This window comes from Pseudomonas sp. HP_01 (assembly GCF_055284355.1).
In genome coordinates this window covers 484,005-498,025 of the sequence record NZ_JBTOPV010000001.1, presented here as the reverse complement: position 1 = coordinate 498,025, position 14,021 = coordinate 484,005, and the positions used below count along the sequence as shown (strand labels likewise).

The window sequence follows — 14,021 nt, the reverse complement described above, 5'->3', positions numbered from 1 at the left end:
GACCACGACAGGAGAGGGTGCGAACCCTTTTTTTAGCCATGCAGTTGTCTAGACAAACCGAACCGCTTCATCGCGAGCCCATGCATCGCGAGCCCATGCATCGCGAACCCATGTACCGCGAACTGGCGCAGACCCTGCGCAGTGAACTTGACCGCTACATCGCCGGCGAATACCTGCCCGCCGAAGTCCAGCTGGCGGCGCGCTTCGAGGTCAACCGGCACACCGTGCGCCGGGCCATCGACGAACTGGTGCGCGAAGGCAGCCTGCTGCGCCGCCAGGGCAAAGGCACCCAGGTGCTGGGGCGTCCGCTGGTGTACCCGGTTGCCGCCGACAGTGCCTACAGCGAATCCCTCGCGGCGCTGGGCCACGGCGTCGAAGCGGTGCTGCTGCAACGCCGGCACTGCACGGCGACGGCTGAGGAGGCCGGGCATCTGGGCCTTGAACCCCACGCGCCGCTGATCGAACTGCAAACACTGCGCCGCCTCGACGGTCAGCCGGTCTGCCTGATACGCCACCGTTACTGCGCCACCCGCGCTTCGTTGATCGCCGACTACGTCAGCGGCTCGGTGCGCCAGTTCCTCACCGAACGGCAGTTGCCGTTGACCCGGACCTTCAGCCTGATCGGCGCACGCCTGCCCAGTCGCGAAGAGGCCGCAGTGCTGCTGATGCCGCGCCACTTGCCGGCGCTGACAGTGCTGACCCTGTCCCACGATGCGCACGGAAACCCGGTGGAGATTGCCCATTCCACCAGCCGCTCCGACCGCTTCCAGTATCAGATCGTCACCTGACGGAGATGCCCTCGATGACTGCCACACCCGCTTCCTCCACCGCATCCGACGCAAAAGTAACGGACCACTCCGCTCGCCAGCACTGGATCGGCGTGCTCGCCCGCAGCCGCCGCGCCGAACTGCTGGCCCACGAAGCCGCGTTGCGTGACGCCGAATATCAACTGATCCGTGCACCTGAAATCGGCATGACCCTGGTGCGGGGCCGCATGGGCGGCAGCGGTGCGCCGTTCAACATCGGCGAGATGACCGTGACCCGTTGCGTGGTGCGCCTGGCCGACGGCCGCACCGGCTTCAGCTACCTGGCCGGGCGCGACAAGGCCCACGCCGAACTCGCTGCCCTGGCCGACGCGCATTTGCAGGGTGCCCAACAGGCGCACTGGATCAGCGACCTGATCGACCCGCTGGCCCGCGCTCAAGACGTGCGCCGGGCCCAACAACAAGCCGAAACCGCCGCGACCAAAGTGGACTTCTTCACCCTGGTCAGAGGAGAAAACTGATGAGCACCTCTCTCGCAACTGAATCCTTGCCCGCCTCGCTGTTGCAGCCGGCATTCGCCGATCCGGTGCTGGATGCCCAGCGCAGCTTTCGCGCCGCCCTCAAGGCGCTGGCCGGGCCGGGTGTCGCACAAAGCCTGCTCGCCACGCAAACCCCGCCCCATCTGGAAGGCCTCGCCGCGGCCAGTCACGCGCTGTGCCTGGCGCTGTTGGATATCGACACGCCGCTGTGGCTCGCGCCGAAGTTCGACACCCAGGCCATTCGCGCCAACCTGACGTTTCATTGCGGCTGCCCGATCGTCAGCGACCGACAGAACGCCCGCTTCGCGCTGCTTGACGACAGCCAGTTGCACGACCTCAGCGGCTTCGACCTGGGCAACGATCGCTATCCCGATCAGTCCTGCACGCTGCTGGTCCAGTTGCCCAGCCTACAGGGCGGCACACAACTGGCGTGGCGCGGGCCGGGCATCGAAAGCAAAAACCACGTCAGTCTGCCGTTGCAGGAAGCGTTCTGGCAGGAGCGGGAATCGCGCAATGACTTCCCGCGCGGGATCGACGTGTTCTTCGTCGCCGGCAGCGAATTGCTCGGCCTGCCGCGCAGCACCCAAGTGGCGTTCAAACCCCAAACGTCAAAAGGAGCCGCCTGATGTACGTCGCCGTCAAGGGTGGCGAACAGGCCATCGACAATGCCCACAAACTGCTGGCGAAACAGCGGCGGGGCGACACGTCCGTCGCCGAGCTGTGCGTGGAACAGATCCGTCAGCAATTGCCCCTGGCCGTCGCCCGGGTGATGACCGAGGGATCGCTGTACGACGCCGAACTGGCGGCGCTGGCGATCAAGCAATCGGCCGGCGATCTGGTGGAAGCGATCTTCCTGCTGCGCGCCTACCGCACCACGCTGACCCGCTTCAGCGCCAGCCTGCCCATCGACACCTCGGCCATGCAGCTCAACCGGCGACTGTCGGCCACGTTCAAGGACGTGCCGGGCGGTCAGCTGTTGGGCCCGACCTTCGATTACACCCACCGTTTGCTGGATTTCACCTTGCTGGCCGAAGGCGAATTTCCCGGCCCTGAGGCCCAGGCCGACGCCGGCGTCCAGGACTGTCCGCGAGTGCTGGGGTTGCTGGCCAAAGAAGGCCTGATCAAGGAAGAACAGGACACCGGCGCACCGGTCGCCGACATCACCCGCGAGCCGCTGGAGTACCCGGCCAGTCGCGCCGAACGCTTGCAGGCTCTGGCCCGTGGCGATGAAGGCTTTCTCTTGGCGCTGGGCTATTCGACCCAGCGGGGCTACGGCCGCAATCACCCGTTTGCCGGCGAGATTCGCGTCGGTGAAGTGGAGGTGTGGATCGAGCCGGAAGAGCTGGGCTTTCCGATTTCCATTGGCGCCATTGAGGTGACCGAGTGCGAAATGGTCAACCAGTTCGTCGGTTCCGCCACCGAGCTGCCGCAATTCACGCGCGGCTATGGCCTGGCCTTCGGGCATGCCGAGCGCAAAGCCATGGGCATGGCGCTGGTGGACCGCTCGTTGCGCGCAGGGGAATACAGCGAGGAAATCGTCTCGCCGGCCCAGCAGGAAGAGTTCGTGCTCGCCCACTGCGACAACGTCGAGGCCGCCGGTTTCGTCTCGCACCTGAAACTGCCGCACTACGTGGACTTCCAGTCCGAACTGGAGCTGATCCGCAAACTGCGCACGCCCTCCAAGGAGTCGGCTCAATGAACGCCGCCACGCAGCCACGTCCGCAGCCACGTCCGCAGCCACAGACGCCGCGAGACGAGGCATACAACTTTGCCTATCTGGATGAACAGACCAAACGCATGATCCGTCGCGGCCTGCTCAAGGCCGTGGCGATTCCCGGTTACCAAGTGCCCTTCGGTGGTCGCGAAATGCCGCTGCCCTATGGCTGGGGCACCGGCGGCATGCAACTGACCGCCGCGATCCTCGGCGCCGAAGACGTGCTTAAAGTCATCGATCAGGGCGCCGACGACACCACCAACGCCGTGTCGATTCGCCGGTTCTTTGCCCGCACCGCTGGCGTCGCCACCACTGAGCGCACCCCCGAAGCGACGATCATCCAGACCCGCCACCGCATCCCGGAAACGCCGCTGCACGCCGACCAGATCATGGTCTATCAGGTGCCGATTCCGGAGCCGCTGCGTTTCATCGAACCGTCGGAAACCGAGACCCGCACCATGCACGCGCTGAATGATTACGGCGTCATGCACGTCAAGCTCTACGAAGACATCGCCACCTTCGGCCACATCGCCACGGCCTACGCCTACCCGGTGACCGTCGACGAGCGCTACGTGATGGACCCGTCGCCGATCCCCAAATTCGACAACCCGAAACTCGACATGAGCCCGGCGCTGATGCTGTTCGGCGCCGGTCGCGAGAAGCGTCTGTACGCGGTGCCACCGTTCACCCGCGTCACCAGCCTCGATTTTGAAGATCACCCTTTTGACGTGCAGAAGTGGGAACACAACTGTGCGATCTGCGGCAGCCACGAGTCGTTCCTCGACGAGCTGATCCTCGACGATCAGGGCACCCAGAGTTTCGTCTGCTCCGACACCGACTACTGCGCGCAGCGGGTCAGTCAGGGGAGGGCCGCGCAATGAATGCTGCTCAACAGATCGACCGCGATGCCGTCAGCGATCGCACCCAGCCGCTGCTGAAAGTGCGCGGCCTGACCAAGTTGTATGGCCCGGAGAAAGGCTGCCAGGACGTCAGCTTCGAGCTTTATCCGGGTGAGGTGCTGGGCATTGTCGGCGAGTCCGGCTCGGGCAAGTCAACGCTGCTGTCGTTGCTCAGCGGCCGCTGCCCGCCCGACAGCGGGGTCATCGATTACCGCCTCGCCGACACCCATAAAAATGCGGGCCAATGGCTGGACCTGTACAGCGCCAGCGAGGCCGAGCGCCGCACTTTGCTGCGCACCGAGTGGGGCTTTGTTGAGCAGAACCCTCGCGACGGCCTGCGCATGGCGGTGTCGGCCGGGGCCAATATCGGCGAGCGGCTGATGGCCCAGGGCGTGCGCAATTATCAGGCGCTGCGGGCGGCGGGCCTGGACTGGCTCAATCAGGTGGAGATCGATCCGGCGCGCATCGACGACCTGCCGCGAACCTTTTCCGGCGGCATGCAGCAGCGTTTGCAGATCGCCCGAAATCTGGTGTCCGGCCCGCGGCTGGTGTTCATGGATGAGCCCACCGGCGGCCTCGACGTGTCGGTGCAGGCGCGTCTGCTCGACCTGATGCGCGGGCTGGTGCGTGAGCTGGACCTGGCGGTGGTCATCGTCACCCACGACCTCGCCGTCGCCCGCCTGCTCGCCGATCGACTGATGGTCATGCGCCGTTCCCACGTGGTGGAAACCGGCCTGACCGATCAGATCCTCGATGACCCGCAACATCCGTATTCTCAGCTGCTGGTGTCTTCGGTGCTGCAGCCATGATCCGACTTTCGGGATGCCTTTAATGAACACGCTGATCGAGGTCCGTGACCTCTCGAAAACCTTCACCCTGCACCAGCAGAACGGCGTCGTACTCAACGTGCTGCGCGGCCTGAATTTCTCCGTCGGCGGCGGCGAATGCCTGGTGCTCCACGGCCATTCCGGCGCGGGCAAAAGCACCTTGCTGCGCACCCTGTACGGCAACTACTTGCCGGCCGGCGGGAGCATTCGCGTGCAGCATCAGGGCGAATGGCTGGAACTGGTGGGCGCTGCGCCCCGGGAGGTGCTGCAAGTGCGCCAGCAAACCCTTGGTTATGTCAGCCAGTTTCTACGGGTGATTCCCCGCGTCGCCACCGTCGACGTGGTCATGGAACCGGCGCTGGCCCGGGGCTGGAAACGCGAAGACGCCCAGGCACGCGCCGAGCACCTGCTCGCCCGGCTGAACATTCCCCAGCGGCTGTGGCAATTGGCACCGGGAACGTTTTCCGGCGGCGAACAACAACGCGTCAACATCGCCCGCGGCTTCATGGTGCCGTGGCCGGTGATGCTGCTGGACGAGCCGACCGCGTCCCTGGACGACGGCAATCGCCAGGTGGTCCTCGAACTGATCAATGAAGCGAAGGGCGCCGGCGCTGCGGTGATCGGCATCTTCCACGACCGACTGGCCCGGGAAGCGGTGTCCGACCGTCATCTGGACATGACCCCGCCCGACCTTGACCCGCAGGCGCCGATGGCGTCGAGCGTGAAGGAGACCGAACAATGCTGAACGAACAGATCCTGACCAACGCCAAGATCGTCACCGCCGAGCGCGTCTTCACCGGCACCGTGGTGCTGCGTGACGGGTTGATCAGCGAAGTCGATGACAGCATCAGCCAGTTGCCCCAGGCACAGAACCTCAATGGCGATTACCTGCTGCCCGGGCTGGTCGAGCTGCACACCGACAACCTGGAAAAACACCTCAGCCCGCGCCCCGGTGTGGACTGGCCGTCGGCCTCGGCGGTGATGAGCCACGATGCGCAAATCATCGCGGCGGGCATCACCACGGTGTTCGACGCGCTGTCCATCGGCGACGTCAATCCCAAGGGCAAGCGCATGCAGCAACTGCCGGGCATGATCGAGGCGATCGCCGCGGCAAACGCTGCCGACATGACCCGCGCCGAGCACCGCCTGCACCTGCGTTGCGAAGTCTGCCACCCCGACACCCTGAGCGTGTTCCGCGACCTGGTCGAGCAGCCGCTGGTGCAGTTGGTCTCGGTGATGGACCATTCGCCGGGCCAGCGCCAGTTCGCCCTGGAATCCAAGTACCGTGAGTACTACATGGGCAAATACCACCTGAGCAGCGAGCAGATGGACGCGTTCATCGTCGAGCAGGTTGCCAACTCGAAGACCTACAGCGACCGTTATCGCCGGGCCATCGTCGACATCTGCCTGGCACGGGGCCTGTCGGTGGCCAGTCACGACGACGCCACCCTGGCCCATGTCGAGGAGTCGGCGGCCTACGGCATGAGCATCGCCGAGTTCCCGACCACCCTTGAAGCGGCGCAGGGCTGCCGGCGTCTGGGCATGAGCGTGTTGATGGGCGCGCCGAACATCGTTCGCGGCGGTTCGCACTCGGGCAACATCGCGGCGGCGACATTGGCCGAAGAAGGGCTACTGGATATTCTCTCCAGCGATTACTATCCGGCCAGTCTGTTGCAGGCGGCGTTCACCCTGGGCGCCCAGCTGGATGCAGCGGACGAGTCGACAGGTGCGGGACTGGCACGGGCGGTGGCAACGGTCAGCCTGGCGCCGGCCCGCTCAGCAGGCTTGCAGGATCGCGGCGAAATCCGCGTCGGCCTGCGTGCCGACCTGATCCACGCCCGGGCTTTGGGCACACTGCCAATCATTCAACAAGTCTGGCGACAAGCGAAGAGGGTGTTCTGATGGCAGGCAGGTTGATCTATCTCATCGGGCCGTCGGGTTCGGGCAAGGACAGCCTGCTGGACGCGGCCCGCGAGGCATTGGCCGCGCGGGACTGCCGGATCGTGCGGCGGGTCATCACCCGGTCGGCGGAAGCCCGGGGCGAGGCAGCCCAGGCCGTCAGCGTCGAGCGCTTCGTGGCGCTGCAGGCCGAGGGTGCGTTTGCACTCGACTGGTTCGCCAACGGCCTGCATTACGGCATTCCGAAAGAGATCGATCAATGGCTCGCCGAGGGGCACGATGTGCTGGTCAACGGTTCGCGCGGGCACCTGCCCCAGGCGCGGTTGCGTTATCCGTCGCTGTGGGTGGTGCTGCTGACAGTGGATCAATCGGTATTGCGGGAGCGCTTGCTCAGTCGGGCGCGGGAATCGGCTGATGACATCGAAACCCGGCTGGCGCGCAACGCGCAATTCGCTGACGACGTGCAGGCGAGCGACCCATCGTTGATCGTGCTCGACAACTCCGGCGCGCTGGAGCAAACGGTTGCCCGACTGTTGCAGCGACTGGAGCGCACTCCCGCATGCGCCTGACCCTGCTGGGCACGGGGGATGCGCGGCAAGTGCCGGTCTACGGCTGCGAATGCGCGGCCTGTCGCGCCGCCTACGCCGACCAACGCCTGCGCCGACGCCCGTGTTGCGCGCTGGTGGAATTAGGCGAGCAACGCTGGCTGATCGACAGTGGCTTGCCCGACCTCACCGAGCGCTTCCCGCCGCGCAGCCTCAGCGGCATCCTGCAAACCCACTACCACGCCGACCACGCTCAAGGTCTGCTGCACCTGCGCTGGGGGCAGGGCCTGGTGATCCCGGTGCACGGCCCGGTGGACCCGGAAGGGCTGTCGGACCTGTACAAGCACCCCGGCATCCTCGATTTCAGCCAGCCCTTCATGCCCTTCGAAAGCCGCGCCCTGGGCGAACTGCAAGTCACCGCATTGCCACTGCTGCACTCCAAACCGACGCTGGGTTATCTGCTGGAAGGCGGGGGACGGCGCATCGCCTACCTCACCGACACCGTCGGCTTGCCCCATGACACTCAGGCCTTTTTGCAGCGCGAGGCGCTCGACGTGCTGATCCTCGACTGCTCCATGCCGCCCCAGGCGCAAACGCCGCGCAACCACAATGACGTGAATCTGGCACTGCAGATCATTGAAGTGCTCAAGCCTGCGCAAGCGGTGCTGACCCATGTCGGGCATACGCTGGATGCGTGGCTGATGGAGCATGCCGCTGAACTGCCCGACCACGTTCGGGTGGCGCGGGACGCCATGGAGGTCTGAGCAAGGCGGGCGGTGAGACCCTTGTCGGGTCGTCCTATAACCACCTGTCGCCCCGGTCGTTTAAACAGCCGCCCGGCTTCAACTTTTTCCATAGTTGGCCGTTGCAAATGTAGCCCTACATTTTCTTCGGAGCTTGACCATGTCGTTGATTCCTCGCCGCATCGCTGGACGAATGACCTTGGGGATCCTGACATTGCTGATTCTGACGGCCGTGGCGATTTTCGCGGTCATGACCCTGGGCGGCAAACCCCAGCTGGTGGCCGCCGGCACCGAGTCGGCGGAGCAGTCAGCCAGCGCCATCACCCGTCAGTTGGCGCTGCCGTTAAGCCGCATCGAGGGCACCGCGGCTGCCATGGCGTTGCTGGCGGAGACGCTGCCCCATGAAGAAACCCTGTACATGAGCAGTTTTCCCGGCTTGATCGACAGCCAGGGGGATTCGGCCATCGCCGGTGGCGGCGTGTGGCCGGAGCCCAACGCCTTTGCGGCGGGCACCGAGCGTCGCAGTTTTTTCTGGGCACGGGACGCTGGCAATCGACTGGACTTCTCCGACGAATACAACCAGGCCAAGACGCCGCCTTATCAGGCTGAAACCTGGTACACCGGGGCCAAGTCTTCACCGGCAGGGCGTTGCGTCTGGTCCGATGCGTACCAGGACCCGGTCAGCGGCGTGGCCATGACCACCTGCAGCGTGCCTTATCGGGCCCAGGGCGCGTTCGCCGGCGTCGCGACCATCGACCTCAAGCTTGACGGTCTGGCGGCTTTCCTCAAAGAGAAAGGCGGCGTCACCGACGGCTACGCATTTGCGGTCGATCCATCAGGGAACGTGCTGTATTTCCCTGATGCGAAGGGCACCAAGGGCCTGTTGACCATTACCGGATTGAGCCAGGAACAACCCTGGTTCAAGCCGGTGGCTGATCAGCTTGCGAGCAACACCTCGGCGCTCTCGACCCAGAGGCTTGAGCACGACGGTCGGCTCAACGGCCCGGCCTACGTCACCCTGGCGACCATGGCCGGCACCGGCTGGCGCATCGGCCTGGTGACCCCGGAAGCCCGGGTCGTGGGCCTGGCCAACCGACTCACCGGACAGATTCTGTTATTCCTCTTGCCGCTGCTTGGCGTACTGCTGGGTCTGGCCTGGCTGGCAGGCAAGGGTCTGCTGGCGCAACTGGAGGAAACCACTGCACAGATCTCAAGTCTGGGCCAGGGCGGTCAGACCGATACGCAATTGGCGATTTTGCGCGCCGACGAGATCGGCGCGCTGCGTGAGGCGGTCAACCGATACGCGGGTTCGCTGCGTGACATGCTGCGCCGCATCGCCGAGGAATCGGTGTCCCTGGAGCGTCAGGCCAACGAACTGGCGCAGCTGTCCCAAGGTGTGGCCGAGCGGGCCGAGTCCCAGCGTCAGGACAACACCTTGCTGGCGACCGCAATCACCGAGATGTCGGCCAGTGCCAACGAAGTCGCCCAGAACACCACGGACTGCTCCGACACCGCCCGCCGTTCCCTGGGCGATGCGCAGAAAAGCCAGGATCAGGTCAACAACAACAGCCAGTCCATCGAAGTACTGGCGACGGACATTGCCGGGGCGGCGGGCGCCATCACCCAGTTGGGCGATGACATCGAGCGCGTGGGCAGCGTGCTGGAGGTGATCAAATCCATCTCGCAACAGACCAACCTGCTGGCCCTGAACGCGGCCATCGAAGCGGCACGGGCAGGCGAGCAGGGGCGTGGCTTTGCGGTCGTGGCCGATGAGGTGCGCACCCTCGCCGGGCGAACCCAGGCCTCGGCGAACGAGATTCAGGAGATGATCTCGCAACTTCGCCAGGCCTCCAGTGCGGCGGTTTCGACGATGCAGAACGGCGCCGCGCGCACCCGTGAGTCGGTGCAGCAGGCGGTCAGTGTCGCCGCGACACTGGGCACCACCGTGTTCAGCTTCGACGACATCGTCCAGCGCGCCCATCAGATCGCGGTGGCCGCCCAGGAGCAGAGCCATGTCACCCACGAAATCAACGAACTGGCAGTGCGCATCCACGCCTCCAGCGAACAAGGCGCGCGGGACGCCGGCACCTTGCGCGAGCTGGGCAAAGGCATGCAGTCGATCTCCGGTCGCCTGGGTGCACTGAGCCGCGGTGGCAATCAGGCCTGAGGCGCCCTTGCCAGGCCACGACATCTCGGGTGGCCACACCGGCCTCTTCCCGGCTGAAGCCGGTCCCACTAAAAGACCGCGTGCGGTCAGTAGGACCGCCTTCAGCCTGGGATGGACGCGGAGCGTCCGGGGATGCATACCCACGCGGAGCGTGGGCACGATCAGAAATGTATTCGGTCCGTAGGAGCCGGCTTGCTGGCGAACGCATTGGGTCAGTCGACATCTCCATTTCAGCGCCACCGCATTCGCCAGCAAGCCGGCTCCTACAGTGAGTGTGCGTGCATTCAGTGGAAATGGTGGTAACCACACCGGCCTCTTCCCGGCTAAAGCCGGTCCTACATGTGTATGCGGTCAGTAGGACCGGCTTCAGCCGGGAAGCCTTTGATCTGCTTTTGATCTTCGTACACAAAAAGCTCAGTCACCGCAAAAACGCGACTTGGGTGCAGGCCGAACGCAGACGACGCGCAGTGGGTCGAGCCGCATGGATGCGGCGAGAGCGCCGTCAGGACATGGATGTCCGTTCGGCGCGGGCCCACGGAGCTTCGTCGGAGTGAGGGTATTCCGACGAAGGAGGAACCTAGCCAGGAGCAGGCACCCTTGGTTACTTGGGGTGCTTTTCCAAGTAACTCGCCGAAGGCGAAATCGAGGCCGTTAGGCCGAGGCCCTTGATCTTGATCTGGCTTCAGATCTCGATCCTGATCTCGCGAAGCGCAAACAAGCACGTATCTGCAATCCAGCCGCGCTGCGAACGTCTACGCTCAATCTTCCCAGCACACTTCCGGAGGATTGCTTCCCATGACAACCCTGACCCTGAAAGACGGCACCGAACTCTTCTACAAAGACTGGGGCACCGGCCAGCCGATCGTCTTCTCCCATGGCTGGCCTCTCGACGGCGACGCCTGGGACGCACAAATGCTCTTCCTCGGCCAGCACGGCTACCGCGTCATCGCCCACGACCGCCGTGGCCACGGCCGCTCCGGGCAGACCTGGGAAGGCAACGACATGGACACCTACGCCGACGACCTCGCCCAACTGTTCGAAGCCCTCGACCTCAAAGACGCCATCATGATCGGCCACTCCACCGGCGGTGGCGAAGTGGCCCGCTACATCGGCCGCCATGGCACCGCCCGCGTCGCCAAAGCTGTACTGATTGGCGCCGTGTCGCCCATCATGCTCAAAACCGACGCTAATCCAGAAGGCCTGCCCATGGAGGTATTCGACGGCATCCGCGCCGGCTTCACCGCCGACCGCTCGCAATTCTTCAAGGACCTGGCCGTACCGTTCTTCGGCTTCAACCGCGACGGCGTAAAAACCTCCCAGGGCGCGATCGACTCGTTCTGGTCGATCGGCATGCTCGGCAGCGTCAAAGGCGAGTTCGATTGCATCAAGGCGTTCTCGGAAACCGACTTCACCGAAGACCTGAAAAAGATCGACGTGCCAACCCTGATCCTGCACGGCGATGACGACCAGATCGTCCCGATCGTCGCGTCCGGCTACAAGAGTCACGCGTTGGTGAAAGGCTCGACGCTGCACGTCGTAAAAGGCGGCGCACACGGCATGTGCAACGTGCAACCGGAAGAGATCAACGCGATTTTGCTGGGCTTCATCAAGGGCTGATCAGCCTGTTCAGCCAGGACTGGCGGTCTCGGGGCGTGAGGCTGCCAGCCTTTTCATGACCGCCAGGTCAGCTCAAAACCCCGTGGGTATTCAGCCGCCGGTCATGTTCATGAACCGCACCACCTGCACGTCATCGTTGAGCTCGAAGTTGTGCTTCCACGGCTTCAATTGCATGGCGTTGACGATGGCTTTCTCGAGCTTGTCCGGCTGACCCGGATTGGCCCGGAGCACGGCTTTCAGATCGGCCGAATGCTCGTTCCCCAGGCACAACAGCAAACGACCTTCCACCGTCACGCGAACACGGTTGCAGGTTGCGCAGAAGTTGTGGCTGTGGGGCGAGATGAAGCCGATGCGGATGTGCGGTGCCTCAGCCACTCGCCAGTAGCGCGAAGGGCCGGACGTCGTCTCAGTCGAATGCACCAGGGTGTAGCGCTCGGCGATGCGTTCGCGCACCTGCTCGCTGGAATAGAACGACTCGGCGCGGCTGTGCTCGCTGATCGTGCCCAGGGGCATCTCTTCGATGAAGGTGATGTCGACGCCACGATCGATGGCGAAGGCCACCAGATCATTGATCTCGTGGTCGTTGCGACCCTGCATCACCACGCAGTTGAGCTTGGTGCGCTCGAAACCGGCCGCGTTGGCAGCATCGATCCCGGCAATGACCTTGCTCAGATCACCGGTGCGGGTCAATTCCTTGAAGCGTTCGGGGTCGAGGCTGTCGAGGCTGATGTTGAGGCGCTTGAGGCCGGCTTCGAATAGCGGCACGGCGAGTTTGTCCAGCTGCGAGCCGTTGGTGGTCATGCACAGCTCGCGCAGGCCGGGGAGGGCGGCGATGCTGCGAACCAGCCCGACGATGCCGGAGCGCACCAGTGGCTCCCCGCCGGTCAGACGAATCTTCTTGGTGCCAAGCGCCACGAAACGCTCGGCCAGTTGATGGATTTCTTCGAGGGAGAGAATCTGCTGACGGGGGAGGAACGTCATGTCCTCGGCCATGCAATACACGCAGCGGAAATCGCAGCGATCCGTCACCGACATGCGGACGTAATCGACCTTGCGTGAATAGCTGTCCATCAGGACTCGATCTGACATTGATTACTCTCGACAACGTGACGCGTGGCAGAAACAGGGTGCGCGCCTCGGGAAATGAGGCGCGCGGCTGCAGCGTTAAATCTGGCTTCCGGTCTGCTGCTCGATGCTTGCAGCAGTGACGCCGGTGGCCGAAGCCTGAATGGCTTTCGAATAGGACACGTAATACGCGAGCCCGACGAAAATTGCACCCCCCACGGCGTTGCCCAGGAACACCGCGACGAAGTTTTCAACGAAATCGGTCCAGCTCAGGGCATCGGCAAAGATCGCTGCGGGGATCACGAACATGTTGGCGACCACGTGCTGGAAGCCGATGGCGACGAAGGCCATGATCGGGAACCACATGGCAACGACTTTCCCGGTCACGTCTTTGCTGGCGTATGACAACCAGACCGCCAGGCACACCAGCCAGTTGCAACCAATGCCGGAAATAAACGCCTGGCCGAAATCGGCGCTGGCCTTGGCCTTGGCAATGGCCAGGGTTTTCGCCAGATACGCGCCTTCGGTCAGACCCAGCACGTGACCGAAGAAGTAAGCGACGAAAAGCGCGCCCAGCAGATTCGCCAGGGTCACCAGCGCCCAGTTGCGCGCCACCGCCGACAACGGCACCCGACCCGCGAACATCGCCGTCGGCAGGCTCATCATGTTGCCCGTGAGCAGCTCGCCACCGGCGAGGATCACCAGAATCAGGCCCAGCGGAAATACCGCCGCGCCCATCAGGTTACCCAGTGACGCCCAAGGGGCCGGGATCATCGTGCTGACATGGATGTCCAGCAGGAAGCCCAGGGCAATGAATGCCCCGGCCAGAAAGCCCAGCACCAGAATCGCCGGGGTCGGCATGTGGGACTTTTTCACGCCGGCTTCGATGGTGATCTCGGCAATCTGCTGTGGTGTATTAACGGACATAGGCTTTCAAGCTCGCAAGCAATGGACCGCACCGCGACCGGACCAGCCGGCGGGGCGAAAACGAAGGAGGGGTTCAAGCATCCAGGCTTGGTGCGCGGAGGTGTCAGTGACACGGCGCCGATCTCTGATGGAACACTGCTGCGACGTTAGACCGCATTGCAGAGGACGCTCAAAAGACCTGATCAATTCGTGAGCACGCTACCGATCAGTCTCTTGAGCGTCCAATCGCTTGTTCCGATAGGGTCATCGATGCTGTCTATCATGAGGTTTTCGGCCAAGCGACCGCCCCGGAAACCGGAAGGCACTTCCCTTCAA

At 64.0% G+C, this 14,021-nt stretch carries 14 protein-coding genes and 1 pseudogene; 13 read left to right on the top strand and 2 right to left on the bottom strand.

Features of this window, described 5'->3' with window-relative positions:
• Positions 1–38: 38 nt before the first annotated feature.
• The 13 genes and pseudogenes from phnF to ACYAR8_RS02060 all read left to right on the top strand — a co-directional run bounded on the left by phnF (position 39) and on the right by ACYAR8_RS02060 (position 11,714).
• Positions 39–788 carry a phosphonate metabolism transcriptional regulator PhnF gene (phnF, locus tag ACYAR8_RS02120; RefSeq protein ID WP_463578936.1) on the top strand — a complete coding sequence of 250 codons (750 nt, stop codon included), beginning with the start codon at positions 39–41 and terminating at the stop codon, positions 786–788.
• 14 nt (positions 789–802) lie between these two features.
• The gene (gene phnG / locus ACYAR8_RS02115) at positions 803–1,285 is read left to right on the top strand and encodes a phosphonate C-P lyase system protein PhnG (protein WP_463578935.1); all 483 of its coding nucleotides are present in this window, start codon (positions 803–805) and stop codon (positions 1,283–1,285) included.
• A gap of 26 nt (positions 1,286–1,311) precedes the next feature.
• A complete protein-coding gene (phnH, locus tag ACYAR8_RS02110) occupies positions 1,312–1,929 on the top strand; it encodes a phosphonate C-P lyase system protein PhnH (RefSeq protein ID WP_074887921.1) in 618 nt (205 codons plus the stop codon).
• The gene (locus ACYAR8_RS02105; protein ID WP_463578934.1) at positions 1,929–3,002 is read left to right on the top strand and encodes a carbon-phosphorus lyase complex subunit; all 1,074 of its coding nucleotides are present in this window, start codon (positions 1,929–1,931) and stop codon (positions 3,000–3,002) included. The genes phnH and ACYAR8_RS02105 overlap by 1 nt, the downstream gene beginning before the upstream one ends.
• Positions 2,999–3,898 (top strand): alpha-D-ribose 1-methylphosphonate 5-phosphate C-P-lyase PhnJ, encoded by a 900-nt coding sequence (locus tag ACYAR8_RS02100; protein ID WP_463578933.1) that lies wholly within the window; start codon positions 2,999–3,001, stop codon positions 3,896–3,898. The genes ACYAR8_RS02105 and ACYAR8_RS02100 overlap by 4 nt, the downstream gene beginning before the upstream one ends.
• Complete coding sequence (gene phnK, locus ACYAR8_RS02095; protein ID WP_108122489.1) at positions 3,895–4,725, top strand: phosphonate C-P lyase system protein PhnK; 831 nt, start codon at positions 3,895–3,897, stop codon at positions 4,723–4,725. Before ACYAR8_RS02100 ends, phnK begins: the two co-directional genes overlap by 4 nt.
• A gap of 22 nt (positions 4,726–4,747) precedes the next feature.
• Entirely contained in the window at positions 4,748–5,488 is a 741-nt protein-coding gene (gene phnL, locus ACYAR8_RS02090; protein WP_463578932.1) for a phosphonate C-P lyase system protein PhnL, read from the top strand.
• Entirely contained in the window at positions 5,482–6,645 is a 1,164-nt protein-coding gene (locus tag ACYAR8_RS02085) for an alpha-D-ribose 1-methylphosphonate 5-triphosphate diphosphatase (protein WP_463578931.1), read from the top strand. Before phnL ends, ACYAR8_RS02085 begins: the two co-directional genes overlap by 7 nt.
• Positions 6,645–7,211, top strand: coding sequence for a phosphonate metabolism protein/1,5-bisphosphokinase (PRPP-forming) PhnN (phnN, locus tag ACYAR8_RS02080; RefSeq protein WP_074887625.1), 567 nt, complete (start codon positions 6,645–6,647; stop codon positions 7,209–7,211). Before ACYAR8_RS02085 ends, phnN begins: the two co-directional genes overlap by 1 nt.
• Positions 7,202–7,951: a phosphonate metabolism protein PhnP gene (gene phnP / locus ACYAR8_RS02075; protein WP_463578930.1), complete on the top strand. Its 750-nt coding sequence runs from the start codon at positions 7,202–7,204 to the stop codon at positions 7,949–7,951. Before phnN ends, phnP begins: the two co-directional genes overlap by 10 nt.
• A 139-nt stretch (positions 7,952–8,090) precedes the next feature.
• A pseudogene (locus ACYAR8_RS02070) lies at positions 8,091–8,972 on the top strand (cache domain-containing protein); the annotation flags it as partial.
• Positions 8,958–10,097, top strand: a complete 1,140-nt coding sequence (locus ACYAR8_RS02065; protein ID WP_463578988.1) for a methyl-accepting chemotaxis protein — start codon at positions 8,958–8,960, stop codon at positions 10,095–10,097. The pseudogene ACYAR8_RS02070 and the gene ACYAR8_RS02065, both read left to right, overlap by 15 nt.
• A gap of 795 nt (positions 10,098–10,892) precedes the next feature.
• The gene (locus ACYAR8_RS02060) at positions 10,893–11,714 is read left to right on the top strand and encodes an alpha/beta fold hydrolase (RefSeq protein ID WP_463578929.1); all 822 of its coding nucleotides are present in this window, start codon (positions 10,893–10,895) and stop codon (positions 11,712–11,714) included.
• A 90-nt stretch (positions 11,715–11,804) separates the two neighbouring features.
• Here the strand turns inward: ACYAR8_RS02060 and moaA are convergent, their stop codons facing one another.
• Together moaA and ACYAR8_RS02050 are read right to left on the bottom strand one after the other, a co-directional pair.
• A complete protein-coding gene (gene moaA, locus ACYAR8_RS02055; RefSeq protein ID WP_074887637.1) occupies positions 11,805–12,803 on the bottom strand; it encodes a GTP 3',8-cyclase MoaA in 999 nt (332 codons plus the stop codon).
• A 75-nt stretch (positions 12,804–12,878) separates the two neighbouring features.
• A complete protein-coding gene (locus ACYAR8_RS02050; protein ID WP_463578928.1) occupies positions 12,879–13,706 on the bottom strand; it encodes a formate/nitrite transporter family protein in 828 nt (275 codons plus the stop codon).
• Between the last annotated feature and the right edge of the window lie 315 nt (positions 13,707–14,021).

Bases quoted from the DNA above. Each gene is read 5' to 3' on its own strand.
- phnF (WP_463578936.1), top strand. From the start codon at position 39: ATGCAGTTGTCTAGACAAACCGAACCGCTTCATCGCGAGCCCATGCAT.
- phnG (WP_463578935.1), top strand. From the start codon at position 803: ATGACTGCCACACCCGCTTCCTCCACCGCATCCGACGCAAAAGTAACG.
- ACYAR8_RS02105 (WP_463578934.1), top strand. From the start codon at position 1,929: ATGTACGTCGCCGTCAAGGGTGGCGAACAGGCCATCGACAATGCCCAC.
- ACYAR8_RS02100 (WP_463578933.1), top strand. From the start codon at position 2,999: ATGAACGCCGCCACGCAGCCACGTCCGCAGCCACGTCCGCAGCCACAG.
- phnK (WP_108122489.1), top strand. From the start codon at position 3,895: ATGAATGCTGCTCAACAGATCGACCGCGATGCCGTCAGCGATCGCACC.
- phnL (WP_463578932.1), top strand. From the start codon at position 4,748: ATGAACACGCTGATCGAGGTCCGTGACCTCTCGAAAACCTTCACCCTG.
- ACYAR8_RS02085 (WP_463578931.1), top strand. From the start codon at position 5,482: ATGCTGAACGAACAGATCCTGACCAACGCCAAGATCGTCACCGCCGAG.
- phnN (WP_074887625.1), top strand. From the start codon at position 6,645: ATGGCAGGCAGGTTGATCTATCTCATCGGGCCGTCGGGTTCGGGCAAG.
- phnP (WP_463578930.1), top strand. From the start codon at position 7,202: ATGCGCCTGACCCTGCTGGGCACGGGGGATGCGCGGCAAGTGCCGGTC.
- ACYAR8_RS02065 (WP_463578988.1), top strand. From the start codon at position 8,958: ATGGCCGGCACCGGCTGGCGCATCGGCCTGGTGACCCCGGAAGCCCGG.
- ACYAR8_RS02060 (WP_463578929.1), top strand. From the start codon at position 10,893: ATGACAACCCTGACCCTGAAAGACGGCACCGAACTCTTCTACAAAGAC.
- moaA (WP_074887637.1), bottom strand. From the start codon at position 12,803: ATGTCAGATCGAGTCCTGATGGACAGCTATTCACGCAAGGTCGATTAC.
- ACYAR8_RS02050 (WP_463578928.1), bottom strand. From the start codon at position 13,706: ATGTCCGTTAATACACCACAGCAGATTGCCGAGATCACCATCGAAGCC.